Origin of the sequence: Acidovorax sp. 100, from assembly GCF_003688355.1 — a bacterium.
In the GTDB taxonomy this organism is placed as follows: domain Bacteria; phylum Pseudomonadota; class Gammaproteobacteria; order Burkholderiales; family Burkholderiaceae_C; genus Acidovorax; species Acidovorax delafieldii.
Window position 1 is genome coordinate 122501 of record NZ_REFD01000001.1, and the last position, 26355, is coordinate 148855.

Sequence of the window (26355 nt, forward strand, 5' to 3'; positions counted from 1 at the left end):
GCACGCCCGCCACCGCTGCCTCCAGGGCATCCAGGAACAGGAAAGCCACGCTCTTTCTGGCGGTCTCCATACGCGTTGCGTCAACAGCCATCTCGCGAACGTCGCGTAAGCTGCTGTGACTACAACCCGTACCAGTCGCTTTTTCATCGACACCAACCATGACGGATTACACCAAGGCGGCATTGGATCTTGCCCATGAGGCTCTCTACAGGACATCGCCCAACCCCCGCGTGGGCTGCGTGCTCGTCGACCACGACGGCACCATCATTGGCCAGGGGTCCACCCAGCGCGCGGGGGGGCCACATGCGGAGGTGATGGCTCTACGCGACACAGAGCAGAGGGGCTATTCCCCTCAAGGTGCTACCGCCTACGTCACGCTAGAACCTTGCTCACACCACGGACGTACGGGTCCTTGCTGCGATGCACTCATTAAGGCAGGTATCGCCAAGGTCGTCGCATCGATTGCCGACCCCAACCCCGCAGTGGCGGGCAATGGGTTTGCGCGCCTGCGTGCGGCGGGGGTAGCTGTAGAGGTAGGGCAACGGGCGGAAGCATCCAGGGAGCTGAACCTGGGATTTTTCAGTCGGATGATTCGAAAAACGCCCTGGGTCCGCATGAAAGCAGCTGCCTCGCTCGACGGTGTGACCGCCTTGCCCAATGGAGCAAGCCAATGGATCACCGGTCCCGCCGCTCGTACCGACGGACATGCATGGCGCGCAAGGGCTTGCGCGGTGTTGACCGGCATTGGGACCGTACTCGCAGATAACCCACGACTGGATGTGCGGGATGTACCCACCGATCGGCAACCCTCACTCGTTTTGGTGGATAGTGAGCTAGCTGTTCCTCTGGATGCCTTGCTTTTCGCAGCGAACCGGTCGGTCTATATCTATACAGCCTTTGCACACGAGAAAAAACGCAGCGCGCTCGAAGCCCTTGGCGCCACCGTGATCACAATGCCGAATAGTGCCGGCAAGGTGGACTTACCCGCGATGGTGCAAGACCTCGGGCGCAGGGAGATCAATGAACTGCACGTGGAAGCAGGTTACAAGCTCAATGGTTCGCTGCTGCGCGAAGGACTGGTCGATGAACTACTGGTCTATCTCGCGCCCAAGCTGATGGGCGAGGGCATGGGATTGGCCCAGATAGCTCCCTTGGCGACACTTGCCGAGGCACATGCCCTCAGCTTCCATACGGTAGACAGGATCGGGGAAGACCTGCGCGTCCTTGCACGCTTGCAGGGGCGCGACAGGTTCTGAAGAAATCGCTGCGTAACTGATCGCGGAATTTTCCGCCAATCAAAGTTACGCCCGACCGGCTGTCACTCCATCATGTGACTGGCGCAAAAAATCCCGCCAGAGCGCGACACGGATAATCCCGCTCTATGGCACTTATCACCTTACTGGACGCCCAACTCGCATTTGGGCATGTTGCACTGCTGGATCACGCCGGCTTTTCCCTGGAGACCGCTGAGCGGGTGGGCCTGATTGGCCGCAATGGCGCGGGAAAGTCTTCCCTACTCAAAATCCTGGGAGGACTTGCCAAGCCGGATGATGGCTCTTTGCAAGTTCAGCAGGGGGTACGCATTGCCTTCGTCGCACAGGAGCCGACGTTAGACCCCGATGCCACCATTTTCAAGGCAGCCTCCGAAGGCCTGCAACGCGTGATCGCTATCCGCGATCAATACCTCTCGGGAGCGGACGGACTGGATCTGGATGCATTGCAATCGGAGATCGAGGCCTACGACGCCTGGAACTGGGAGCAGCGTGTCGAAGAAACCCTGCAGAGGTTGCATCTCGACCCGGAAGCCGTGGTCGGAGCACTCTCTGGCGGCACCAAAAAACGCGTGGCGCTGGCGCAGGCGCTGGTAGCACGCCCTGACGTGTTGCTGCTGGACGAACCCACCAACCACCTGGATCTGGACTCCATCGAGTGGCTGGAAGACCTGCTGCTGGACTTTCCGGGCAGCGTCGTGACCATCACCCACGATCGGTCGTTCCTTGACCGTGTGGCCACCCGCATCGTGGAGCTGGACCGCGGTCAATTGCGCTCGTACCCCGGCAACTTTGCTCAATACCAGATTCAGAAAGAAGAGCAGTTGGCGCAGGAGGCAGTGATCGCCGCCAAGGCCGACAAGCTCCTGGCACAAGAAGAAATCTGGATTCGGCGTGGTGTGGAAGCGCGCCGCACCCGCAGCCAGAGCCGTATCAGCCGCTTGGAGCAGCTACGCGCCCGGCGGGAGGCTCGCCGTGAGGTCGTTGGCAGTGTGCGCATGGATGTCGCCACCGGAAGCTCCAACGGCTACCAAGGCAAGATCGTGGCGGAACTGCAAGGAGTGAGCAAAGCCTTCGGCGACAAAACCATCGTTCACAATTTTTCCGGGACGATACTGCGCGGGGACAAAGTGGGCCTGATCGGCCCGAACGGCGCCGGTAAAACCACGCTGCTGAAGATGATCTTGGGCGAACTGCAGGCCGACAAGGGCACCATCCGGCAGGGAGCGAACCTGCAAGTAGCCTACTTTGACCAGATGCGCCACGCCGTCAACCTCGACGCCACATTGGAAGACTTCATCAGCCCTGGCAGCGAATGGATCGAGATCGGCAATCAGCGCAAACACGTCAAGAGCTATCTGAGCGATTTTCTGTTCTCCCCCGCGCGCGCGCACTCCCCAGTGCGGTCGCTGTCCGGCGGGGAACGCAACCGCCTGCTGCTTGCCCGGCTGTTCGCTCGACCGGCCAATGTCCTGGTGCTGGATGAGCCCACGAACGACCTGGACATTGACACCTTAGACCTGCTGGAGGAATTGCTCGAAAACTACGAAGGCACGGTGTTCCTGGTCAGCCATGACCGCACCTTTCTCGACAACGTGGTGACCAGCACACTCGCTTTTGAAGGCAACGGCCTGTGGCGCGAGTACGAAGGCGGCGTCCAAGACTGGTTGCTCCAATCCAAGCGCAGTCGGTCACTGCAAGCTGCTGCTGCAACGTCCTCCAAACCACCCACACCGGAAGTTTCCAACCAAAGCACGCCGGAGCGCACATTAAATAAGCCTGCACAGCTATCAAAAAAGAAGCTTAGTTACAAAGAGCAGCGCGAACTGGATCAACTGCCTGGCCTGATCAGTGCGCTAGAGACGGAACAGAAATCCCTTCAAGACGCACTGGCCGACGGCTCACTCTTTGGGACTGACCCCACCCGCGCGGCGGCCATGACAAGCCGAGCAGCCGCCATCGACGAGGAGCTGATGACCGCGTTGGAGCGCTGGACAGCACTCTCTGAATAGGCGCCAAACCGGTTCATGGCGCGATGCTCTGGCGGGGGCACACATGGTGAAGGCCCGCCGCCAGGGCTCGGTAATCGCCCTTAAATCCGGTGGTGCAGGCGGTCCGTTGTTCCGCGCAACCGGGCAATCAAGGCAGGGGCAATCTGCCCCAGCGGCAGCACCTCGTCGGCGGCACCGTGGGCAATGGCTTCCCGCGGCATGCCAAACACGATGCAGGTCGCCTCATCCTGCACATAGTTGTAGCTGCCGGCGTCTTTCATCTCCCGCATGGCAACAGCGCCATCGTTGCCCATGCCCGTGAGCATGATGCCAAACGCGTTGCGCCCCACCACTGCCGCCGCGGACTTGAAGAGTACCTCGACCGAGGGCTTGTGGCGATTGACCGGAGGGCCATCGTCCACCACCGCCACATAGTTGGCGCCACTGCGCGCCACATGGAACTGTGTGCCGCCCGGTGCGATGTAGGCATGGCCGGGCAGAATGCGCTCGCCATTCACCGCCTCCTTGACGGTGATCTGGCACAACCCGTTCAAACGGGCCGCAAAACTGGTAGTGAACCCGGGAGGCATGTGCTGGGTGATAACGATCGCGGGCGAATCCGCAGGCATCTGGACCAGCACCTCCTTGATGGCTTCGGTACCACCGGTGGACGCCCCAATGCAGATGAGCTTTTCGGTGGAAAGGCGCCCCAGCAGGCCCGCTGCGGGTACGGCGTGGTGCACAGGAGTACCCCCCACAACGCTGGCGGCTGGGCCTGCATCACGCACAGGGGCGCGGCGCACTTGCGCCACGGCAGCAACGCGGATCTTGTCCACAATCTGCGCCGCCAAATCGTTGAGCCCACTGGCCAGCCCCACACGCGGTTTCGCCACAAAGTCGACGGCGCCCAACTCCAAGGCCTTCATGGTGACCTCCGCACCACGCTCGGTCAGCGTGGAGATCATCACTACCGGAGTGGGCCGCAGACGCATCAAGCGCCCCAGAAAATCAATGCCGTCCATGCGTGGCATTTCAACGTCCAGGGTGATGACATCCGGATCCAATTCGCGAATCATCTCGCGCGCCACCAGAGGGTCGTTGGCCGTGCCAATGCACTCCATGTCCCGCTGGCGGTTGATGATCTCTGACAGCAGACTACGGACCAGCGCCGAATCGTCCACCACGATCACCCGGATTTTCCTGCTCATTAACTCAAACCTTTATCAAAACAGATCCACAGAACCACCCGACGTGGTCTTGGCAACAGTGGCCGCGTTGCCACGAACCTCCTGGGCCACGAGGGCTTCGGGATGGGCATGCGCCAACCGTTTCACCATCGCTTTGCCGGTCACTGGAAAGAAAACCACTTTGCGCGGATAGATGTCCAGCACGTCCTCGGAGACGATAGGAATGCGCTCAGTGTGCAAATAGTTCAACACAAAATTCGTGTTGCGCTCACCCACATTCATGGTGGTGAAGTTGTGCATCACCTGGGCCCCACCAAAAATCTTGGCCTGCATGGTTTCACGGCGTGCACCGAGCTTGAGCATTTCATTGATCAACAGCTCCATCGCGTAGGAACCATAACGCCCGGATGCGTCCGCCAGATCGCCGTCCGGCAGCATGAAATGGTTCATTCCTCCCACACGTGCGCGGCTGTCCCACAGGCAGGCAGCGATGCACGAGCCGAGCACGGTCATGATGACCATGTTCTCATCCGACACGAAATACTCACCAGGCAGCACCTTCACCGCGTTGTGCTGGAAGTGGTGATCAAGGTAAAAAAACGAGGCCTCTCCTGGCTTGCGGCTGCGGGCCTTGAGCTCCTGCAGCGACGACTCGCGCGCGGGCCCGTTGCCAGAGCTGTAGATATCGGCGCTCAGCGGCGCAATACGCGGAGCGCGGCGCCTTTCGGAACTGCCGGGCACAGCAGCAGCATTGGAAGGGGATGAACCTGTTTGAATGTTGGTCATGATTGCAATGTGCAGGACAACATGGACAGGTCAGCGGCGCTCGTACACCGTCTTGCCACGCAGGGTGAACAGGTCTTTGGACTCGCTGAAGTTCTCGGCGTGCCCCACAAACAACATGCCACCCGGCTTGAGCACGCGGTGGATTCTTTCCAGCACGCGCCGCTGTGTAGGGGCATCAAAGTAAATCATCACATTACGGCAGAAAACCACGTCAAAGGGCTCCTTGAATGGCCAATCGTCGCGGATGAGATTCACACTCATGAAGTCGATGGCGCGCCGCAACTCCGGCTTGGCACGGACCATGCCCGCGTTCCCGCCTTTGCCTTTGAGAAAAAATTTCTGCAAGCGCTCGGGGCTCAAGCCCTTGACGCTGTCGAGCCGGTACACGCCCTGCGCCGCGGTGGCCAGCACGCGCGAATCAATGTCGCTGGCTGTCAACTTGAAAGAGACGTTGGCGCCGAGCGCCTCCAACGCGGTGATCACGATGGAGTAAGGCTCTTCACCCGTGGAGGCCGCGTTGCACCAGACCCGCCAGTTGGCGGATGGCTTGGAGCGCAGGTGCGACGCGAAAATCTCGAAATGATGCTGCTCGCGAAAGAATGCCGTGAGGTTGGTGGTCAGCGCATTCACGAACTCCTGCCACTCCGGCCCGTCATGGTTCTCCAGCCAGCTCAGGTAGTCGTGAAAGCTGGTGTGCCCCGTGTCGCGCAGCCGCCGCGACAGGCGGCTGTAGACCATGGCGTGTTTGCCATCATGCAAGCTGATGCCAGCGCGCTGATAGATCAGCGCCTGCACACGGGCAAAGTCTGCATTGGTCCAGACAAATTCTCGCCCCTGGGCCAGAGGGCCAGAGGGCGCTGCGGCTGCGGCATACGCAGGATCTACCCTGGCTGGGCCTGACCGGACTGACGCCGAAGCACTGGTGGTTTGGGCCATATTGATCGTCCGAGGGGAAGTCCTGTTCGCTCCAAAAGGTCTGCGAGCACAGCTCACAGCCTGACATGCGCCTGCGCCACCACTGGCTGCTGACTGCTACGCCTTATTCGTTGGCGGTCACCAGGCCCATGTCCACGCTGGACATGAGCTTTTCAATATCCAGCAGGATCAGCATGCGCTCGCCCACGGACCCCAAGCCCAAGATGCAGCTGTTGTCGATCGCACTCTCGATATCAGGGGCCGAACGGATGCTCTCTGGTGTCAACTCCATCACATCGCTCACCGAATCCACCACAATGCCCACCACACGGTTGCGCAGGTTGAGGATGATGACCACAGTGAAACTGTTGTAATCTGCTTGCGCACAGTTGAACTTGATGCGCATGTCCACGATGGGAACAATCGTGCCGCGCAAATTGACCACGCCCTTGATGAAGTCTGGCGCGTTCGCAATGCGGGTGGGAGGTTCGTAGCCCCGGATTTCCTGCACCTTCAGGATGTCGATGCCGTACTCTTCCTGGTCGAGGCGGAACGTCAGATATTCACGAGCACCCGTTGGTGCAGCGTCTGCAGTTTTACCGATCACACTCATGGTGCATTCTCCTTTCATGGCGGCGCAGCGCCCCCAGGGGCGCCCGCACCTGTATCTAGTGGCGCGCCCGACGCACCAAGCCACCCGTGTCCAAAATCAAGGCCACGGTGCCGTCACCCAAAATGGTGGCGCCCGACACATTGGGCACCTTGCGATAGTTCGATTCCAGATTCTTGACGACCACCTGGTGCTGACCGAGCAACTCATCCACCAGCAAGGCCACACGGCTTCCGTCAGCCTCGACCACCACCATGATGTTGCTGGATTTGTTGAGGTCAAAGCGCGGAACCTGGAAGATCTTCTCCAGCGCGATGACAGGCATGTATTCGTCGCGCACCTTGACCAGCTGCGAGCCTTGCGCCACGGTGCTGACATCGTCCGCATTGACCTGGAACGATTCCACCACCGACGACAGGGGAAGGATGTAAACCTCTTCGCCCACCCCCACCGACATACCATCCATGATGGCGAGCGTCAGCGGTAGGCGAACGGACACCTTCATGCCGTAGCCCTCTGCAGAATCGATCTCTACCGAGCCATTGAGCGCTGCGATATTGCGTTTGACCACGTCCATGCCGACCCCACGGCCTGACACATCGGTCACCTCATCGGCCGTGGAAAAGCCTGGAGCAAAAATCAGCTGCCAGACATCGGCATCGCTCATCTGATCGGACACCTCGATGCCGCGCTCCTGGGCCTTGCTGAGGATCTTCTCGCGCGACAGGCCACGACCATCATCACGCACCTCGATCACGATCGACCCACCTTGGTGCGACGCCGACAAGGTGATGGTGCCGTGCTCGGATTTGCCCTTGGCAAGACGATCGGCAGGCATTTCGATACCGTGGTCGCAGCTGTTACGCACCAAGTGGGTCAACGGGTCGGTGATCTTTTCGACCAAGCCCTTGTCCAGTTCGGTGGCTTCACCCAGGGTCACCAGCTCCACCTTCTTGCCCAGCTTGTTCGCCAGATCGCGCAGCATGCGCGGGAAGCGGCTGAAAACGATGGACATTGGAATCATGCGGATCGACATCACCGACTCTTGGAGGTCGCGCGTGTTGCGATCCAGATCTGCCAACCCAGCCAGCAATTGCTGGTAGGCCCCAGCATCAAGGCCCCGGCTGTTCTGCGCCAACATGGCCTGCGTAATCACCAACTCACCCACCAGGTTGATCAGTTGATCGACCTTCTTCACATCCACGCGGATGGTGGTGGACTCCATCTGCGCCTGCATCGCCACCTTGGGCTCGGCGCTCGCCTTGGGCGCAGCTTTGGGAGCTTGCGCGACAGGCGCATGGGCAGCCGCCGCAGCTTCACCATGGGGCGCTCCGGGTGCGCCGTTGAAGAATCCATAAGGCGCTTCGCCCCCGGAGGTATCCACGGCAACCACGGGCTCGTCGTCCGCATCTGCGGCGGCAGCGTCACCAGAAGCGGCAGCATCACGAATCAGCACCTGGTCCTTGGAAACATGGAACGCAAACAGGTCCAGCAGATCATCGTTGGTGGACGTCGTTTCCACCGCAAAGACCCGCGTATTGGCCTGGCTGCCCGGGACATCGCGGATCGCCCCCAAACCGGGAATGTCTCGGAACAATTCTTTGATCGCGTCGGCCTGCTCGGGGCGGTCCAGTGGCCCGATCTGGATTTCCAGCTGCCGCGCCTGCCCTGGCACAACAGGCGCGGAAACCTTGGGCGCAGGAGCCGGGGCTGCTGCCACCGGCGCGGGTGCAGGAGGAGGCGGCGCTGCGACCACAGGTGAAGCATCGCCGGGCACCAAGCCTGCCGCCAGGTCGCTGATTCGGCGAACCAGGGAGGTGGTGGAAACCGCCTCACCTTGTCCACCCGCCTGATGCCGTGCCAGCAGGCTGCGCGAAGCATCCGCAGACTCCAGGAGAACGTCCACCATCTGAGGGATGGGCTGCAGCTCATGGCGGCGCAGACGATCAAGCAGGGACTCCATCTGATGGGTCAGCTCGGCCACGTCAGAAAACCCGAAGGTGGCAGAACCTCCCTTGATCGAGTGAGCGCAGCGGAAGATGCCGTTGAGCTCTTCGTCGTTGGCACTGCTCAGGTCCAGATTCAGGAGCATCTGCTCCATCTGGTCGAGGTTCTCACCCGCTTCCTCGAAAAAGATCTGATAGAACTGGCTGAGGTCGAAGTCAGCGCCTGCACCTGATCCTTCTTGGTAGGTTTCCGCCATGGTGGGCTCCTGTGTACTAAATGATCTCAGTCAACCCGGCTCAGCGGATCACTTTCTGGATGACTTCGATCAGGCGATTCGGATCAAAAGGTTTTACCAGCCATCCCGTGGCACCCGCTGTGCGGCCCGCCTGCTTCATTTGATCGCTCGACTCTGTCGTCAGGATCAGGATGGGAATGGTCTTGAATTTGGGATGCTCGCGCAGTTTGCGGGTCAGGCCAATGCCATCAAGACGTGGCATGTTCTGGTCTGCCAGCACCAGGTCAATGTTGTGCGTCTCAGCCTTTTCGAGGGCATCTTGCCCATCCACTGCCTCCACGACGTGATAGCCGGCACCAGTAAGGGTGAACGACACCATTTTGCGCATGGAAGGTGAATCATCAACGGCAAGGATCGATTGCATGTATGGCTCCAACTGACTTGAATATATAAGGTAACCAGTGATGTGAACGTCAAAACAGGTCCACAGAACCTGCATCCATCTCGCTTTGGGTGACAGGGTTCGGCCTGTCGGGCGCCATCTCCGCAAAGGGCGCGGCATCTTCACCTTCTTCATGCCCCATGGCTTCCGAGGCCAGCCGGAAGGCACAGCCCTGCAGCACCTTGGTGGTGTGCCATATCAGTTGGGAGGCCATGTCCTGGAACTGCAACTCAGTCACTGCGCTGCGCAACGCCGTACGCGCGGCCACCAACTCCGGGGAGTCCGCCACTACAGCATCTGTCAACATGGCGTTTGCCTCTCCAAACCGTTCCAGCAGGTTGTCGGTGGCGTGGTTCAGCAAGCCTTCCAGGCGGTGCAAGTCGTGCATCACGACCAACAAAGAGTCCTGCAGCTCTGCCGCCACCATGACGGGAACCTGGACAGCAGGTCCTCCAGGCGTTGTTAGCGTAGATTGCATCGTTTCTCCATCGCAGCACGTAGCAGCAAAACACGCAAATACACAGGACTACGATACTTGCATCAGTAACCAGCCAAGGCCCCCGAGCAAACCGGAGCATCCGCGCCCATTGGACGCTGACGCACAAACCATCCCAACCGGACAAACACCCTTGTTTGTTCCAATTTGTATCCTATGATAGCGCTCCTATGGGCCCTGCAACACCAGACCAGACCCTTGAAATCCTCCATCTTGAAGATTCACCGGCCGATCACGAATTGGCAGCGCGTGCGTTGCGTCGATCAGGGCTCCGTTGCCACCTCCAGCGGGTTGACACCCTTTCTGAATTCCAAAGACTGACGGACACCGGCCGCTTTGACATCATCCTGGCAGATTACCGCCTGCCAGGCTTCACCGCATTGGATGCCTGGGCCCATGTGGCGCAAAAACCGCATCACCCACCTTTTGTGCTGCTTTCAGGTGCCATTGGCGAGCCCGCAGCGGTTGACGCGATGCGGCTCGGGGTAGCGGACTATCTGCTCAAGGACGATATCCAGCGCCTCCCGCATGTAATTGCCCGCACCCTGGAAGTGCACGAAGCACGCAACGCGCGCGAGCAGGCTATTGCCGAGCTGGCCACGTCGCAACGCCGCTTGGCCGAGTTGGCAGAGCATCTGCAGACCTCCATCGAGCATGAGCGGGCCGCCATCGCTCGCGAGATCCACGACGACATTGGTGGCGCACTGACCGCAGTACGCTTTGACGTAGCCTGGATAGGGCGCCACAGTACCGATCCTGCCATGCAAGAGCATGCCACCTCTGCGGTGGACATGCTGCAACACGCGATTGGCGCCAGCCAGCGCATCATGATGAACCTGCGCCCACCCATCCTGGAACAAGGGCTGGTGGCGGCTGTCCAGTGGCTGGCCACGGGCTTTGAGCGCAGGACGGGCATCACCACAAGGATGCAGAGCAGCAGCGAAACCATCGATATACCCACCGACATTCAATTGGTGGCATACCGTACTGCTCAAGAAGCATTGACCAATATCTCCAAGCACGCGCAGCCCAGCAAGGTGGACATTGAACTGTCTGACAAGGAAGGGGTACTGACCCTGGAGGTCGCGGACAATGGCCGTGGCATGGATTCCACAGTTCGCGACAAACCAAAAGCCTTCGGCCTCAAGGGCCTTCAAGAGCGTGCACGCACCGTAGGGGGATGGCTGGACATCAGCAGTCGGCCGGGCAAGGGCACGTCGGTCATTCTGTCCGTCCCGTTACCATCTCCTTCCACATCCGCTCCAGGAGATGCCCAGTGATCCATGTCGTCTTGTGCGACGACCATGCCGTATTGCGGCGCGGCATTCGCGACACACTCGCCGAAGCACCGGACATTCAGGTGACCGGCGAAGCGGGCGGGTATTCTGAGCTGCGTGAAGTTCTGCGCACGGCTGCCTGTGATGTGCTGCTGCTGGACCTGAACATGCCCGGACGCAGCGGCCTGGAAGTACTGGCCAGCCTGCGCGAGACCCACTCGACCATCCGGGTGCTGGTGGTTTCGATGTACCCCGAGGATCAATACGCGCTGCGCTGCCTCAAGGCGGGAGCCCAAGGCTACGCCAACAAGGCCGGCGATCCGGTGGAGCTGATTGCGGCAGTGCGCACGGTGATGCAGGGGCGCAAGTACCTCACTGCCGAAGTGGCCCAGATGCTTGCGGACAGCCTGGCTCAACCCACGCCGGAGGTGCCCCATGCGGCGCTCTCCGAACGAGAGCTGCAAACCCTGGTCAAGATTGCATCGGGCCGGCGCCTGTCTGACATTGCCGACGAATTGATGCTGAGTCCCAAAACCGTGAGTGTGTACCGCTCACGGGTTCTCGAAAAATTGAAGCTTTCGAACAATGCTGAACTCACCGTTTACGCCATCCGCAACCAACTGGTGTAAGTAACGGCCCTACCTGCCAACAGAGAACAGATCCACGGCTTGTTGCATCAACGCCAACACCGGTTGCTCCAGCATCGGCAACGTTGCTGCTATGCCCAGCATCCCCACCGTGAGCGTGACCGGGAAACCCACCGCATAGATATTCATTTGCGGCGCCACACGCGAGATGATGCCCATGGTCAGGTTGACGAAGAGCAGCAGCGCAATCATGGGCATGGCAATCCAGAGCGCACTGGAAAAGAGCGAAGCACCCAACTCATACAACCGCATCTGTCCCAACGCCTGCAGAAAATTTCCATCGACTGGAAAGCGGTCAAAACTTTTGACCACGGCCATCAATATCAACAAATGGCCATTGATGACAATGAAGAGCAGCATGGACATGTGGCCAAAAAACCGGGCCACAGCGCTGATCTGACCGTTGGAGGTGGGGTCAAAGAACGATGCAAAGTTGAGCCCCATCTGCAGGCCAATGATTTCACCAGCCAGCTCAACGGCTGTGAACACCAGGCGAACCGAAAACCCGATCGCCAGCCCCACTGCCACCTGCTGCGCCACCGTGCCCAGCGCCTCACGGCCGTTCACGCTGATGACAGGCTGCTCACCCAGAACACCTTGCGCACACAAAGCCACAAGGAAAGCGAGACCGATTTTTACGCGCATGGGCACGACCCGCATGGAGAACACTGGGGCCACGGAAAACAATGCCAGCACGCGCAAAAAGGGCCACAGAATGGGAGACAGCCACGCCATGATCTGAGCGTCGGAGAAGGTGATCACGCCCCTCCTCCACCGACGAGGCCTGGGTGCATTGACGGCCAAGGCACGGCCGCCCCCAGTACTCGTCGCTGACTCCAGCAGCCCAGCATTGTCCTGAGGCCGCCAAGTGCCCAGATTGGCATGTGCTATCCAATCATCGACGGGATCGATTCGATTGTCCGGCGGATGAAGTCCACCAGGGTACTGAGCATCCAGGGCCCAGCAATCGCAAAAACGACCATGGCCGCAATCAGCTTGGGCACAAACGCCAGCGTTGCTTCATGTATCTGCGTGACAGCCTGAAAAATACTGACCAACAAGCCCACCGCCATGACCACCCCCAGCACTGGCATGGAAATCATCAGCAGCAGAGTGAGGGCGTCACGCCCAATGGTCAGCACCATTTGTGAAGTCATGGCGGAATCCTCTAGGTGACGAAGCTGGCGGCCAATGAGCCGATCAGCAGGTTCCAGCCGTCTGCCAGCACAAACAGCATCAGCTTGAACGGCAATGCCACCAACACCGGGGACAACATCATCATGCCCAGGGACATGAGGATGCTGGACACCACCATGTCGATGACAAGAAACGGGATGAAAATCATGAACCCGATCTGAAACGCCGATTTGAGCTCGCTGGTCACAAAGGCCGGCACCAGCACACGGATGGGCGCCGTCTCAGCCGTCACTTTGGGATCAAGACGTGCCAGCCTGGAAAACAGCGCAAAGTCAGATTGCCGCGTCTGCTTGAGCATGAAGCTGCGCATCGGCGCCTCTGCCCTGTCCAGCGCCTGTTCGAAGCTGATGGTGTTGTTGGTATAGGGAACGTAAGCGTCCTGGTACACACGGTCCAGCGTCGGGCCCATGACAAAAAAGGTCAGGAACAGTGACAGACCGATGATGACCTGGTTGGGAGGAGCCGACTGCGTCCCCAAGGCCTGACGCAGCAAGGACAGCACAATCACAATCCGTGTAAAGCCCGTCATCATCAGTAGCACAGCGGGCAAAAAAGACAACGCCGTGAAAAACAGCAGTGTCTGAATGGGTACCGAGTAGCTGGCGCCAGATGGTCCACTGCCCACCACCAGTGGCAATGCGCCCGGACTTTGAGCCCAAGCGGAGCCATGCGCCACCACGGTGGCAACAGCGACGGCCCAAGGCAAAGCACGCCCAGCTGTCCGCGCTACGCGCCCTGGAAGCAAGGATGCGTGCTCAGACATGCGCGGGCTTTCCAGAATCAGCGGACGCAGCTCGCATCTCGTGAGCAAACGATGGTTCTGTCGGGAGTGAAACGTTCACGGCGTCCCCAGCCCCCTTGGCCGCCACTGGTAGCACGTGGAGGCAACTGACCTGTTGAGCGGTGACGCCCAGCACCAGCCAAGTACGCGCATGTTCAGGGCCGACTTCCACCGTCACTACCTTCTGTTGTGGGCCGACGGCCACTGCAGACACCACGCGTGACGCCACCCCGGCAGCCAGCGTCCCGGAGGACTGGCGCTGCTGCAGCCGGCGCACAGCCCAGGGAAGCAAAGCCATGGCGCCCACAAAAAGCACCACGACCAGCAGCGTCTGGGTCATGCTCCCACTATCCACGGCTCACCCGCCGCAAACGTTCCGACGGCGTGACTACATCGGTCAGGCGGATACCAAACTTGTCATTGACCACCACCACTTCGCCTTGGGCGATAAGGTAGCCATTAACCAGCACATCCATGGGCTCGCCTGCCAGTGCATCCAGCTCCACCACCGAACCTTGTGCCAGTTGAAGGATGTACTTGATGGGCACTTTGGTGCGCCCCAACTCCACCGACAGCTGCACCGGAATGTCCAGCACCATGTTGATGTCGTTGACGGTATCACCGCCCGCAGCACCGGAAAATGGTCGCACGGGCTCGCCGGAAAGTGGCCCTCCCTGCTCTGCGTCCGCCGGTTTTTCGTCCGTCCGCTTCTGCTCTTCAAGCGCCTCGGCCCAACCCGCAAACGGGTCATCCGCGCCTGCGTCCTTGTTGTCTTCTTCAGTTGCCATTCTTCTCTCCCAGCCAACTCATGTCCGAAGTGCGCAGGCACTCTTCAATGCGGATGGCGTACTTGGAATTGTGGGTTCCATACTGGCATTCAAAAATGGGAACCCCTCCGATCGATGCACGGATACGGGGCTCGCGGTCCAGTTCGATGAAGTCACCCGGCTTCATGGCCAGCAGTTGCTCCACAGTGGCATCGGCCTTCGCCAGCTCCGCCACCAGCGTAACCTCCGCGGATTGGATTTCACGCTTGAGCACATTCACCCAGCGGCGGTCCACCTCAATGGAATCGCCCTGCGTGGACGAATACAGTACATCGCGGATCGGCTCCAGCGTTGCATAAGGCATGCATATATGGATGGCGCCCGACAGGTCGCCAATTTCCAGCTGAAAGGCCGTGGAAACCACGATCTCGCTGGGCGTAGCAATGTTGGCGAACTGGGGTTGCATTTCCGAGCGCTGGTATTCCAGCTCCAGCGGATAGATCCCCTGCCACGCCTTCTTGTACTCCGCGCAGATCACATCTACGAGCCGGTTGATGACACGCTGCTCGGTAGGCGAAAAATCACGCCCCTCAATGCGGGTCTGGAACTTACCGACCCCGCCATAGAGGGTGTCAATGATGCCGAAGACCAGCGAAGGCTCACAGACGATGAGTCCGCTGCCTCGCAGGGGGCGGATCGCCACGATGTTGAAGTTCGTCGGCACCGCCAGCTCTCGCAGGAAAGCACTGTAGCGTTGCACCGACACCGTCCCCACCGAAATTTCAGGACTGCGGCGGATAAAATTGAAGAGCCCAATGCGGAAGTTGCGTGCAAACCGCTCGTTGACGATTTCCATCGTCGGCATGCGGCCACGGACGATGCGCTCCTGGCTGGAGATGTCGTAATTGCGTACCGACCCCGCCTCAGCCACTTCCTCAACGGACTTCTGGCTCTCGCCAGTGACCCCTTCCAGAAGGGCATCAACCTCTTCCTGCGAAAGAAATGAATCACTCATGGCTGGTCCTTACCCGGCTGGCTCATTGGATGATGAAGCTCGAAAAGAGCACCTTGCGCACAGGATTGCGCTCTGTGCGCTTGCGCGCGGCGGGGCGTTCCTCTGCATCTCCGTCCTGCTCAGCGGCAGCGGCTGCCTTTGCACGCTCACGCTCTGACGGCACCGAGTAGCCCAGAGGGCGCGAGACCTCGCGCAAGACGTCGGTAGCGAGCTTTTCCTTGCCCTCGCGCTGCAGCAGCTCCGTGGACGTGCGTTGCGACACCAGCATCAGGATTCCACTGCGGATCGACGGCAGGTACTGCTTGACCTGTTCTGCAGTCTTTGCATCCTCCAGCTCCAACGTAATGCCGATCTGGGCAAAGCGATCACCGCCAGGATCAGCCAGATTGACCACCATGTTTTCCAGGGGCAGGAAGGTGGGGGCTACCTTAGGCGCCTCCTTGTGAGCCGCAGGTGCACCGCCGCCCTCTTCGTCCTCAGCGGCATGCGACCGACTGGAGATGAACCATGCTGCTGCGCCCCCTCCGATCACCAGCACAGCCACCACCACGCCGATGATGATCAACAGCATCTTCTTGCTTTTAGCGGGTGCGGCTGCTGCGGGAGTATTGGCTGACACAATGGAATTCCTTGCGGTAGGGAACAGGCAGAACAGACGCTATCAAAGTGAAAGCACAACCTGTTAGCCCATTATGGGTCGGAGGTGTAACCAATAATAGCCAGAATAAAAGCCCAAAACCATGGCATTCACCGCGCTCGCCTGGGCTGCGGAGACGGAAGCAGAACTACCGACCGCCCACATCACCCCGCAGAATCAGACGAAGACATCCACGGCCCGGTCTGTGGCCCCACCACCGCGCGCCAGTGAGGCCGTGCCCGCAGGCGCGGCAGATATCACCTGCGCCTGGCGTGCTCCGTCGCGGGGCCGCTGCTGCCCCGCCTCGCCACCACCGGCACTGTCGCGTGCCGATGTGCCCACCGACATGCCTGACAACACCAAACCCTCACTGCGCAACAGATCACTCAACTGCGCCATGCTCTGGTCCAGCAGCTCCCGCGTCTGCTGCTGGTCGCTGCGGAATGACACGTGCGCTTCGTTGCCCGACAAAGACACAGACACCTCCACCGGCTGACCATCACGCTGCAGCGTCAACTCCGCGTTCTGGGTCTTCTGGTTCACCCAGTAGGCCACCTGCTCGGCCACCTGCTCTTCTGCACCCAAAGCGTTGGGGTCTGCAAAGACCGTTGCATCGGTGAAGTTGCCAGACTCAACAGCCCCTCCCCCTGACGCACCTTCAGACCAGGCGCCGCCAGCCCCAGCGCCATCGCCATCGCCATCGCCATCGCCATTGGAACGCCCGCCAGCCGATGACTCTGAAGCATGTAACGCCCCAGCAGAAGCCAGCAGACCGTCGGCGAGAGGCACTGCCGCCTCCGTACCCGCGGCAGGATTTGACTGTGCAAGCCTTGACCGATCGAAGGTAACGTCAGCACTCACGCCTGCGGAAGCCCGCGCTCCGGCGGAGGCGACCAGTGTGGCGGAGAAACCATGCACGGCGTTGGAACGCGCAGCAGAGTCCCCCAGCGTGGGTGAGCCCATGGGTGCATCGACCGCACCCATGCCACTGCCTCGTTGAGCGCTAGCGCTCTGCATACGCGAAAAGTTACGTCCGAAGCCGGTCAAGGCCCCTTGCGAAGACCCCTCTTTGAGATCGGCGGACGCATCCAGCTTCGCCGTCTCGGCAACCAAACCTTGAGGGATGCCTCCCAGCAACATGTCGTTGAGCGCAGTTCCCAGGGAAACCATAGACCCTTGCGCACCTGACTGTCCCACTGCTGCGATGCCCCCGAAACCCGGGTTGGAGGGCTGGGAGGCTCCCAAGGCAGTCTGTCCGTTGAACGTTCCAAGCTCATTCCGGCTTTGTGTTGGAGCAAACAGGCCTTGCCATGCGGCCACGGCAGAAGTGTCTGCCGCAGACAATGACGCTGCATCAGTGCCGTTGTCCACTGACGATAAAAGAGTATCACCCGAAGTATCGCTCAGCGTACTCTCCTCTGCCCCCCCCCCCAACGCCGCCAGCAAAGCCAAAAAACCACCCCCAGCCGCAGGATCGCTAGCGTCTGTGGCAGCAGGCTGGGCCGATGACTTGGCACGAGTCGTGTGGGCGGGCTGGGTACCCTGCGAGGAGGCTACTTTGGTCGGTTCCATGTTCAATTCTCCTGGCCCGCGTTGCGATACTGCAGCGCGGCGCGTTCATCGGTCTGTTTTTGGTCCCTGCGCTGTTGCTGCAGGGCGAGGTCGTTGCGTCGCTTGTCTACCACCTTGCGCAGACTGGCCAAACGCAGCTCCGCATCTAACAGAGCACGCTGGGCAGCTTGCACCCGCGCAGACTGGTCACCCACCACACTGGTCTGGATGCTGGCCGCATGACCCAGCCTGTCCATGAAGTGGTAGTGGTGGTACATCACTTCGGGCTGCATGGCCGTATCTGCCTTCATGCCCCAGCGCGACTCGGTTTCACGGGCGTAGTCTTCCAGCTGATCGAGCTGGGCACGCGCTGCCTGCTCGGCAGCCAGCGTGTCCTGCAGCACCTTGCGGGCATCGTCCCGCTTGCGAGAGGCCACTTCGACGGCGACAGAGAGGGCGCTAAGGTTGGACATGATGGCTTCCCTTGTCCGCCGTCAATGGTCCAGCACCGCCGCCATGGCGGCTACGCTGTGGTCCATGGAGGCCGCCTCGTACATGTCCTGCTGCAGAAAACCCGCCATCTGTGGCTGCAGGCGGATAGCCTCGTCCAATGCTGGGTCGGAGCCGCTCATATAGGCCCCCACCTGCACCAGGTCCCGGCTCTTCTGGTAGCGCGAATACACCGCACGAAACCGCCGCGCCAGGTCAAAATGCCCGCGAGACACCACGTTGTGCATCACCCGCGATGCCGATTGCTCAATGTCGATGGCCGGGAAATGCCCGGTCTCAGCCAGGGCACGTGACAACACAATGTGCCCATCCAGAATGGCACGGGCAGCATCCGCGATCGGGTCCTGCTGGTCATCACCTTCCGATAGCACCGTATAAAACGCCGTGATCGAGCCGACGCCATGCAGGCCGTTGCCGCTGCGCTCGACCAGCTGCGGCAGCTTTGCAAAACAGGACGGCGGATACCCTTTGGTTGCTGGCGGTTCGCCGATGGCCAGGGCAATTTCCCGCTGCGCCATTGCATAGCGGGTCAGTGAATCCATGAGCAGCAGCACATGCTGCCCTTTGTCGCGAAAATGCTCCGCCACCGCAGTCGCGTAGGCCGCCCCCTGCATGCGCAACAACGGCGGCGCGTCGGCAGGTGCAGCCACCACCACGGACCGTGCGCGGCCTTCCTCGCCCAAGATGTCTTCCACAAACTCCTTGACTTCGCGCCCCCGCTCCCCAATGAGCCCCACCACAATCACATCGGCCTGGGTGTAGCGTGCCATCATGCCCAGCAGCACACTCTTACCCACCCCGGAGCCTGCAAACAGCCCCAGACGCTGACCCCGCCCCACGGTCAGCAAGGCATTGATGGCGCGCACGCCAGTATCCAAGGGCTCACGCACCGGATCCCGATCCATGGCATTGATCTGCCGCCGCCCCATGGGCTCCGACACGACATCCTGCACCGGTCCACCATGGTCGAGGGGCAGGCCTTGCGCATCCACCACGCGACCCAACAAGCCGTCGCCCATGGGCAAACGAAGCACCCCGGCGCGTTGTACGGGCCGTGGAGGCTCGCCCAAGCGAGGCATGGGGATATATGGCGCAGCCGGCACCACACTCGCGCCACTGGACAGCCCATGGATATCGCCCGCCGGCATCAAAAACGCACGGTCGGCAGAAAACCCGACGACCTCAGCCAACACCGGCGCGTGCCCTGGCATTTGCACCATGCACTGCGACCCCACAGGCACGCGGATCCCCACCGCCTCCAGCACCAGTCCCGTCAGTCGGGTCAGCGTACCCCGCGTCTCCAACGGCGCGCCTTCGGCCACGCGCTCGCGCGCGTCGTCCATGAAGCGGGTCCAGGCAGAGTCAAGGTCGACGGTCATCGCCATCCCCAAGCGTCTCGTCGTCCCAGGGTGACTGCAGCCCCAGCGACGCAATGGCACGCTGCCACCGTTTGTCGATGCTGCCATCAACGACCGTGCCCGCCGACTCCACCATGCAGCCGCCAGCAGGCACAGCGGCATCCGCCATCCACTGCACGCCAGGCGCGTTGATCTCTTCGCGCAGAGGCTGGGCCATGGCCTCCATATCCTCCTGATTCAGCCGGACGGTGGCGGGCCGCCCCTCAGTGACCAGCATGCCCACGGCCTCCCGCACCACCGGCAACAAGGCATTGGGATTGACCGACAGTTCCTGGCGCACCACCTGGCGCGCGATGTCACACGCCAGCTCCAGCACCTGCTGCGCCATGTGCTGCTGCATGTCGATCAGGCTGGCTTCCAGTGTCTGCAGCACGCTTTGCATGCGCTGTGCCGCCTCTTGTCCCTGCTGGGCAATGTATTCATCCATGCGGCGCTGCCACTCGAGCGCCGTCTGCGCCTGCCCTTGGGCAAAGCCCTCTGCATACGCATCGTCGCAAGCCTGCTGGACAAGCGCCTGCTGTGCCGCTTCATCCAGCTCGGCGGGCAGCTCCGCCACAGGTTCCGGCTCAGGCTCTGGCTCGACCAGATCGGAGCCGTCGACCGCGGCAAACTTCCACTGCTTGAAGTCACCGACTTCCTCGCTGGGAATGAACCGCGAATAGGACCGCTGGTTAGACGAAGGCATCATCACCACCGCCTCCGATCACGATCTGGCCTTCGTCAGACAGGCGACGCACCGTCTTGAGGATTTCCTTCTGCTGCGCCTCGACCTCGGACAGCCGCATCGGGCCGCGCGATTCGAGGTCTTCGCGCAGCGCGTCGGCCGCACGAGAAGACATGTTGGAGAGGAATTTTTCGCGCAGTTCGGGCACTGCGCCCTTGAGAGCCACGATGAGGGTTTCGGATGCCACTTCCTTGAGTACCGTTTGAATGGCCTTGTCGTCCAGCTTGAGAACATCCTCGAACACGAACATCTTGTCCATGATCTTCTGCGCCAGGTCAGGGTCGTAGCCCCGGATGGATTCAAGCACCACGGCGTCCATGTTGCCGCCCAGCAAGTTGATGATCTCTGCGGCAGCCTTGACACCGCCCAGCGAACTCTTGCGGATCTTGTCCCCGCCCGCCAGCACCTTGAAAAGCACTTCGTTCAGGTCCTTGAGGGCCGTCGGCTGGATACCTTCGAGCGTAGCCACACGCAACAGAATTTCGCTACGCTGGCGATCCGTCAGGTGCATCAGGATGCCCGAGGCCTGGTCGCTGTCCAGATGTACCAGGATGGCAGCAACGATCTGCGGGTGCTCGTTACGCAGCAGTTCAGCCACTGACAACGGATCCATCCACTTGAGACTCTCAATGCCCGAGACATCTCCGCCCTGCAAGATACGGTCGATCAGCAGTCCCGCCTTGTCATCGCCGAGCGCGCGCTTGAGCACAGCGCGCACGTAATTGCCGGTGTCGGATACCAACAGGCTTTGCGCTGCGGCCGCGTTGGAGAATTTGTTGATGACCTCGTCCACCTTTTCGCGCGACACCGAGCGCATGCGCGCGATGGTCTCGCCCAGCTTCTGCACCTCTTTGGGCGAGAAATGCTTGAACACCTCAGCCGCCTCTTCCTCGCCGAGGGACATCAGCATGATGGCGGCATCGTGGAGTCCTTGGTCGTCCATGGTCGTGGTCCGTGCAATCGGTAGCGGTAGCGGTAGCGGCGACTAAACGGGCTCGCCGTTCAGCCAGGTCTTGAGAATATTGGCGACCGCGACCGGATTCTCCTTGGCCAGCGTGCGCGCATCTTCCAGGCGCAGCTGCTCGGGGGTCGCGGGCAACACTTCGTCCTTGCGGGCGGGCGCTGCCAATGCCGGGCGCTCGGGTGTCTCCGCCTCCAGCGCGTCCAGTTGCCCACCTGCCACCGGCTTGACGGCACTGGCCTTGGCCGGCGCTGTGCCCCTGAGCGCAGGACGCACCAGCCCCATCAGCACCAGGGCAGCAAACAGAACCGCACCTACCGGCCAGGCAAAGGTCTTGGCCAGATCAACCACCTCAGGCTGCTTCCACAGCGGGGTGTCTGTGGTGGGCACTGCAGTCACCTGGAACGGCGTATTCATCAGATTCACCGAATCACCGCGTTCGCGGTTGAAGCCAATGGTTTCACGCACCAGCGCCGTCATCTGCTCGATCTGCTCGGGCGTCAGCGCCTTGGTCACGGTCTTGCCCTTGTCCTCGGCCGACTGGTAGTTGACCACGACCGCAGCACTCAGCCGCTTGACTGCGCCCGTACTGCCACGGACCACTTTCACCGTCTTGTCCACTTCATAGTTGGTGGTGGACTCGCGCTTGTTGGACTGTTCCTCAGTCCCCTGTTGGCCGCCCGCGTTGGGTGCAGGGTTGGCGCCATTGATGGGCGCTGCAGACGGAGCGGGAGGCTGGTTGGCAACCGCACCGGGCACACCCGTGGCGGTCTTCGTCGCGCTGCCCCGGCTTTCCAGCACCTGCTGGCTGCGTACGGCGCTGGAGTCTGGCGTCTGGTTGGGGCGGAATTGCTCGGACGTGGACTCGGTCTGGGAGAAGTCCACCTCAGCCGTCACCTGTGCCTTGACGTTGTCACGGCCGACCACGGGCTCCAGAATGTCCATGATGCGGCGCGAATACTGCTGCTCCAGCTGCTGCACATACAAGAGCTGCTGGGCATTGATTTCAGCACCGGCCGTGCTGTCGGGAGATTGGGACAGCAGCTTGCCCGTGTCATCCAGCACACTCACGGCCGACGGCGCCAGTTCCGGCACGCTGGAAGCCACCAGATGCACGATGCCCGCGAGTTGGGCACGGTCCAGAATACGGCCGGGGTGCAGGCTCACCAGTACCGAGGCCGAAGGCTTTTGCTGCTCACGGAAAAATCCGTTCTGGTTGGGCAAGGCCAGGTGCACACGGGCACTTTGCACGGACGACAAGGCTTGAATGGACCGGGTGAGCTCCCCCTCCAGCCCCCGCTGGAAGTTCAGACGCTCCTGAAACTGCGTCATCCCGAATTTGTTGGACTCCATCAGCTCAAAACCTGCGACGGAGCCCTTGGGCAGGCCCTGAGTGGCCAGTCGCAGACGCACGTCATGCACGCGCTCCGCTGGAATCAGGATGGCGCCGCCACCCTCGGAATACTTGTAGGGCACATTCATTTGGGAGAGCTGTGCCACCACGGCTCCGCCATCCTTGTCGCCCAGATTGGAAAACAGTACCCGGTAGTCGGGTTGGCGCCCCATCACGACGGCCGCAACGGCAGCAGCCACCAGCAGCGCCACGCCCGCACCCAGCCGCATGCGCTGCGCCCGGTCGAGGGCGGACAGCCGCTGCAGCCAGTTGGGACTGGCCGGCGTCGGGAGCGGATTGAGAGGGACTTCAGCAACAGCAGACATCTTGCTTTCCATTAAAGCAGGCCCTGCAACAGACCTAGCGTGGGGTCCATTATTCGGTCACGCCCCCAAAATGTTCGCTGGATAAGCCGTCCGTTTGGCCATCTATTCAGAGCGATGCATCCTGGGCCGGTAGCTAGGATACGCAGCATACCGCCATTCCCCTACGGATACCGCCATGGACCTTCGCATCTCCAGCTCAACCGCCCCGCTGACGGGCGCTGGCGTCGCGCGCCGTGCTGCAGCGCCGCAAACCACGGGCAATGAAGTCGGCTTCTCCGGCGCGCTCAAGGGCGCATTGCAGTCAGTGAGTGCCGCGCAGAACAAATCTTCCGAGATGCAAAAGGAGGTGCAAATGGAAAACCCCTCCGTGAGTCTGGAAGAGACCATGGTGGCTATCCAGAAGGCGCAAATCGGCTTTCAAGCCACACTGCACGTGCGCAATCGCATGGTGCAGGCGTACACCGACATCATGAACATGCAGGTGTGAGCTGCTGGCGAAGCATGAAGGCCCCGTTCTCAACGGGGCAGCCGTGTGGCACTGCGCTGCGCCAACACAAGAAACTATATTTTTGATAGCAGCAAAGAAATGCTGCACTAGCGCCTCAGGCACATTTAGTGCATTTTTTGACCCAGAGGCGCTTGGCGGTCGAAGTAGCGACAGGTTCAGCACCGCGCACTTTGGCACCCACTGGACGCCCCCCCTCACCCGGGTGCTCCGCTAATCCGGCCATCCCAGCCCTAACAAGCAACCACCTTTGACCGCTAGGCCGCTGCCGCACACAGCAGCCCGGGCGTGTTGCGCTGCCCACACTCAGTGCATCATCTGGGGCTGCCCCTCGAACAGATGCTCGAACTGCGCGAGCCAAGGCTCTGCCAGGCAGCGGATCTGCGCATCGTTGCGCAAGATGCGCTGCATGATGCGGGTCTTCTCACGGCGGTGCTCAGGCAGCAATTCGTGCTCTTGCGACTTGAAGCGCAGTTGCTCGATCAGCACGGCACAGGCGCCTTCATAGCGCACCACACCATCCCAATCCTTGAGCTTGGCAGCCTCTAGCATCTTGGCGCTGCTGTCTTCAATCGCCTTGTAATAGTCAATCAGCATGTGAGACATGGTCAGGCCTCCACCAGCACGGGCTGGCCCGAGGCGGGCGTTTCGGAAGCACCGGCACCCGATTTCTTGATTTCATTCCACCCGGTTGCCACGGGCTCGATCAGGCGCATGACTTCTTGCATCATGGCGTCGTCGTTACGGGCATTGGCCAGCGTAAGGCGATGGATGCAGTAGTCATAAAGCGCACCCAGGTTCTCCGCCAGTGCGCCACCATCCACCCTGTCAAGCGCTGTGTTCAAGCCCTCCTCAAGGATACGGATGGCTTTGGAAATACTGGTTACCTTGCCCAACACATCGCCACGCGCCAAAGCGCCCCGCGCTGTTGCAATGGAATTGAGAACACCCTCATACAACAGACTGACCAACTGGTGCTGGTCGATCGTGTGCATGCTGGTTTCTACGTTGATGCGCTGGTAGGCGTTGGCTGTACGGGGGCTGTAGGCGCTGAACATGCTGAAAGTCCTTGCGAGTATTACTTTAGTTATCGGCCACAGCCAAAAAAACTGAAGCGCTCAACCCGATGATTTATTCCAGGCAGTCACCTGCTGCGAGATGTACGCGTTCAAGGCATTCAAGCTCGACATCTTTGTATCCAGCGCACTGAAACGCGCCGTCAAGCTCTTTTCCAGGCGATCCGCACGATCATTGATCGTCTCCACATCCTTGGCATTGAGCTTGAGGGATTGCTCATAGATTTTTGCCTTGCTAGCAAAGAACCCGTCGTTTGCCAGCAATTTGTTCGTGAAGGCCTTGAACTTCCCCGCAAAGCCGTCTTCCACACTGCCACCATCCGGGCCGCGGAAGAAGGTTTTGACATCATCAGGGTTTTCCATGGCCTTGTTGAATTTGGTCGCATCCAGCGTCAAATTCCCGGTCGGCGACACGTTACCCAACCCGCCCTCCGATACCACCCCCACTGCAGACAGATTGCGCAACGCGCCCGAGCTATTGACGGACTGCAGCGCCATGCGCAAGGTGTTCTGCAAGGTCACGGCAGCACTATCCCCTTGCAGCAAACCCGCCGTCTTGGTGCCTGCATCGTACTTCGTAACCTCATTCAGGGCCTGGTTGATCGCGTTGTACGCGCTCACGAAGGCCTCTACATTCTTTTTGACGGCAGAGTTGTCCTTGGCCACGGTGATGGCAACATCTCCTGTTGTGACCTGCAAAGCCGTAAAGGTCACCCCAGCAACGGTGTTGGAAAAGGAATTCGTGGCAGAGGTGACGGCAACGCCATTCACTGTGGCATTTGCGTTAGCAGCGTACTCGGTCGTGCCGCCCACGACCAGCCGCGACAGCCCAGCAGAGTCTGACATATTGCCGTCGGCATCCACCGCACTCACCCGATACCCAGCATCTTCGCCCGTCGAGGTGCTGCGCAGCATCAGGCGCTCACCGGAAGCATCGCTCAACACCGTGGCGGTGACGCCCGCCTTGGATCCGTTGATCTTGCTCGCCACGTCCCCCAGCGTATCCGTCGCGCTGATTTCGACGTTGACTGTTCCCGCGCCGCCCAGAGTGAACACCTTGGGCTCCCCGGACCACTTGCCAATATCAAAGGTCAATGTGCCCGCCCCGACGGCCTGACTGACGGGCGACAACGCCACCGAAATAGTGGATTGCGCCTTGGCCAAGTTCTGAACCTGCACGTTGAAAGATGTGGCGGCAGCACCACCCACGGCAGAAACCGACACCGCATCGGATTTGGACGATGTGGCGCTCACCCCATTCCAGCCTGTGACGCTGGTTAGCTTGCTAGCGGCATCAGCAAGCGTGGAAACTAGGGACTTGAATTGGCCAAAGGCAGACACCTTGGCATTCGTCATGGCCGCCTGCTGATTCAGGCCGTTGGTCTTGGTGATGGGGACCTTGACAGCATCGACCGAGGCCTTGATCAGCCCATTGACATCCACATTTCCGCCCAGACCGATGCCTATTGATGAAAAGCTAGCCATATTCCACCTCCTGAATCCATACCGGGTTGAACCGCCACAAATTATCAAGGCCTTTGATTCGGGCAGCCAGCCAAAAAGCACCCCAGAAAGCCGCCAATCTACCCCGTTGCTGCGCGATTGGCAAAACGCAGAAAGCGGCGACGACCAAGTCGCCTCCGCCCTGTGAGGAGCGAGCTTGTTTCACAAACCCGCTCCGCCTCTTCAC

General features: G+C 60.6%; 29 protein-coding genes. 6 read left to right on the forward strand and 23 right to left on the reverse strand.

What is annotated here, in order from left to right:
- Positions 1–158 precede the first annotated feature (158 nt).
- Together ribD and C8C96_RS00560 are read left to right on the forward strand one after the other, a co-directional pair.
- Positions 159–1256, forward strand: a complete 1098-nt coding sequence (ribD, locus tag C8C96_RS00555; RefSeq protein WP_121941098.1) for a bifunctional diaminohydroxyphosphoribosylaminopyrimidine deaminase/5-amino-6-(5-phosphoribosylamino)uracil reductase RibD — start codon at positions 159–161, stop codon at positions 1254–1256.
- A 125-nt stretch (positions 1257–1381) separates the two neighbouring features.
- Complete coding sequence (locus tag C8C96_RS00560; protein ID WP_121941099.1) at positions 1382–3283, forward strand: ATP-binding cassette domain-containing protein; 1902 nt, start codon at positions 1382–1384, stop codon at positions 3281–3283.
- A gap of 80 nt (positions 3284–3363) precedes the next feature.
- Here C8C96_RS00560 and C8C96_RS00565 read toward each other — a convergent pair whose 3' ends face one another.
- The 7 genes from C8C96_RS00565 to C8C96_RS00595 form a co-directional block, all read right to left on the reverse strand.
- Positions 3364–4470: a chemotaxis response regulator protein-glutamate methylesterase gene (locus C8C96_RS00565; protein WP_121941100.1), complete on the reverse strand. Its 1107-nt coding sequence runs from the start codon at positions 4468–4470 to the stop codon at positions 3364–3366.
- A gap of 15 nt (positions 4471–4485) precedes the next feature.
- Positions 4486–5235, reverse strand: coding sequence for a chemoreceptor glutamine deamidase CheD (gene cheD, locus C8C96_RS00570; RefSeq protein ID WP_056748055.1), 750 nt, complete (start codon positions 5233–5235; stop codon positions 4486–4488).
- A gap of 30 nt (positions 5236–5265) precedes the next feature.
- Complete coding sequence (locus tag C8C96_RS00575; protein WP_121941101.1) at positions 5266–6171, reverse strand: CheR family methyltransferase; 906 nt, start codon at positions 6169–6171, stop codon at positions 5266–5268.
- 103 nt (positions 6172–6274) lie between these two features.
- Positions 6275–6763, reverse strand: coding sequence for a chemotaxis protein CheW (locus C8C96_RS00580; protein WP_015015794.1), 489 nt, complete (start codon positions 6761–6763; stop codon positions 6275–6277).
- A 55-nt stretch (positions 6764–6818) separates the two neighbouring features.
- The gene (locus C8C96_RS00585; RefSeq protein ID WP_121941102.1) at positions 6819–8963 is read right to left on the reverse strand and encodes a chemotaxis protein CheA; all 2145 of its coding nucleotides are present in this window, start codon (positions 8961–8963) and stop codon (positions 6819–6821) included.
- Positions 8964–9003: 40 nt separating this feature from the next.
- On the reverse strand, positions 9004–9366 hold the full coding sequence (locus C8C96_RS00590; protein WP_015015796.1) for a response regulator: 363 nt from the start codon (positions 9364–9366) through the stop codon (positions 9004–9006).
- Between the two features lie 49 nt (positions 9367–9415).
- On the reverse strand, positions 9416–9862 hold the full coding sequence (locus C8C96_RS00595; protein WP_056065760.1) for a hypothetical protein: 447 nt from the start codon (positions 9860–9862) through the stop codon (positions 9416–9418).
- 188 nt (positions 9863–10050) lie between these two features.
- Between C8C96_RS00595 and C8C96_RS00600 the strand changes: the two genes are divergently transcribed.
- Positions 10051–11160 carry an ATP-binding protein gene (locus C8C96_RS00600; RefSeq protein ID WP_121941103.1) on the forward strand — a complete coding sequence of 370 codons (1110 nt, stop codon included), beginning with the start codon at positions 10051–10053 and terminating at the stop codon, positions 11158–11160.
- Positions 11157–11786 carry a response regulator transcription factor gene (locus tag C8C96_RS00605; protein WP_056065755.1) on the forward strand — a complete coding sequence of 210 codons (630 nt, stop codon included), beginning with the start codon at positions 11157–11159 and terminating at the stop codon, positions 11784–11786. The genes C8C96_RS00600 and C8C96_RS00605 overlap by 4 nt, the downstream gene beginning before the upstream one ends.
- Positions 11787–11795: 9 nt before the next feature.
- Here the strand turns inward: C8C96_RS00605 and fliR are convergent, their stop codons facing one another.
- The 13 genes from fliR to fliF form a co-directional block, all read right to left on the reverse strand.
- Complete coding sequence (gene fliR / locus C8C96_RS00610) at positions 11796–12566, reverse strand: flagellar biosynthetic protein FliR (RefSeq protein ID WP_121941104.1); 771 nt, start codon at positions 12564–12566, stop codon at positions 11796–11798.
- Positions 12567–12691: 125 nt separating this feature from the next.
- Positions 12692–12961 (reverse strand): flagellar biosynthesis protein FliQ, encoded by a 270-nt coding sequence (fliQ, locus tag C8C96_RS00615; RefSeq protein ID WP_015015801.1) that lies wholly within the window; start codon positions 12959–12961, stop codon positions 12692–12694.
- Positions 12962–12972: 11 nt separating this feature from the next.
- Positions 12973–13764 carry a flagellar type III secretion system pore protein FliP gene (gene fliP / locus C8C96_RS00620; protein WP_233584124.1) on the reverse strand — a complete coding sequence of 264 codons (792 nt, stop codon included), beginning with the start codon at positions 13762–13764 and terminating at the stop codon, positions 12973–12975.
- Entirely contained in the window at positions 13757–14122 is a 366-nt protein-coding gene (locus C8C96_RS00625; RefSeq protein ID WP_116748056.1) for a flagellar biosynthetic protein FliO, read from the reverse strand. The genes fliP and C8C96_RS00625 overlap by 8 nt, the downstream gene beginning before the upstream one ends.
- 7 nt (positions 14123–14129) lie before the next feature.
- Positions 14130–14570: a flagellar motor switch protein FliN gene (gene fliN / locus C8C96_RS00630; RefSeq protein ID WP_015015804.1), complete on the reverse strand. Its 441-nt coding sequence runs from the start codon at positions 14568–14570 to the stop codon at positions 14130–14132.
- A complete protein-coding gene (fliM, locus tag C8C96_RS00635; protein ID WP_056065744.1) occupies positions 14560–15564 on the reverse strand; it encodes a flagellar motor switch protein FliM in 1005 nt (334 codons plus the stop codon). Before fliM ends, fliN begins: the two co-directional genes overlap by 11 nt.
- Before the next feature lie 22 nt (positions 15565–15586).
- The gene (gene fliL / locus C8C96_RS00640; protein WP_056748047.1) at positions 15587–16183 is read right to left on the reverse strand and encodes a flagellar basal body-associated protein FliL; all 597 of its coding nucleotides are present in this window, start codon (positions 16181–16183) and stop codon (positions 15587–15589) included.
- 195 nt (positions 16184–16378) lie between these two features.
- On the reverse strand, positions 16379–16990 hold the full coding sequence (locus C8C96_RS00645) for a flagellar hook-length control protein FliK (protein ID WP_233584125.1): 612 nt from the start codon (positions 16988–16990) through the stop codon (positions 16379–16381).
- A gap of 785 nt (positions 16991–17775) precedes the next feature.
- Positions 17776–18225: a flagellar export protein FliJ gene (locus C8C96_RS00650; RefSeq protein ID WP_121941106.1), complete on the reverse strand. Its 450-nt coding sequence runs from the start codon at positions 18223–18225 to the stop codon at positions 17776–17778.
- 21 nt (positions 18226–18246) lie between these two features.
- Entirely contained in the window at positions 18247–19641 is a 1395-nt protein-coding gene (gene fliI / locus C8C96_RS00655; RefSeq protein ID WP_099729183.1) for a flagellar protein export ATPase FliI, read from the reverse strand.
- Positions 19625–20365: a flagellar assembly protein FliH gene (locus C8C96_RS00660; protein WP_121943807.1), complete on the reverse strand. Its 741-nt coding sequence runs from the start codon at positions 20363–20365 to the stop codon at positions 19625–19627. The genes fliI and C8C96_RS00660 overlap by 17 nt, the downstream gene beginning before the upstream one ends.
- Entirely contained in the window at positions 20352–21347 is a 996-nt protein-coding gene (gene fliG, locus C8C96_RS00665; RefSeq protein WP_056065732.1) for a flagellar motor switch protein FliG, read from the reverse strand. Before fliG ends, C8C96_RS00660 begins: the two co-directional genes overlap by 14 nt.
- 42 nt (positions 21348–21389) lie before the next feature.
- Complete coding sequence (gene fliF, locus C8C96_RS00670; protein WP_121943808.1) at positions 21390–23084, reverse strand: flagellar basal-body MS-ring/collar protein FliF; 1695 nt, start codon at positions 23082–23084, stop codon at positions 21390–21392.
- A 175-nt stretch (positions 23085–23259) separates the two neighbouring features.
- On the opposite strand from fliF, the gene fliE reads away from it, so the two are divergent.
- On the forward strand, positions 23260–23571 hold the full coding sequence (gene fliE, locus C8C96_RS00675) for a flagellar hook-basal body complex protein FliE (protein ID WP_056065729.1): 312 nt from the start codon (positions 23260–23262) through the stop codon (positions 23569–23571).
- Between the two features lie 324 nt (positions 23572–23895).
- Here fliE and C8C96_RS00680 read toward each other — a convergent pair whose 3' ends face one another.
- From C8C96_RS00680 to fliD, 3 genes are read right to left on the reverse strand one after another with little or no spacing between them, the layout of a single operon-like run.
- Positions 23896–24195 carry a flagellar protein FliT gene (locus C8C96_RS00680; protein WP_007860919.1) on the reverse strand — a complete coding sequence of 100 codons (300 nt, stop codon included), beginning with the start codon at positions 24193–24195 and terminating at the stop codon, positions 23896–23898.
- Positions 24196–24197: 2 nt separating this feature from the next.
- Entirely contained in the window at positions 24198–24647 is a 450-nt protein-coding gene (gene fliS / locus C8C96_RS00685; protein WP_121941107.1) for a flagellar export chaperone FliS, read from the reverse strand.
- A 60-nt stretch (positions 24648–24707) separates the two neighbouring features.
- Positions 24708–26150 carry a flagellar filament capping protein FliD gene (gene fliD, locus C8C96_RS00690; protein WP_121941108.1) on the reverse strand — a complete coding sequence of 481 codons (1443 nt, stop codon included), beginning with the start codon at positions 26148–26150 and terminating at the stop codon, positions 24708–24710.
- Between fliD and C8C96_RS24585 the strand changes: the two genes are divergently transcribed.
- On the forward strand, positions 26125–26316 hold the full coding sequence (locus C8C96_RS24585; protein ID WP_147455638.1) for a hypothetical protein: 192 nt from the start codon (positions 26125–26127) through the stop codon (positions 26314–26316). The genes fliD and C8C96_RS24585 overlap by 26 nt on opposite strands.
- Positions 26317–26355: the final 39 nt, after the last annotated feature.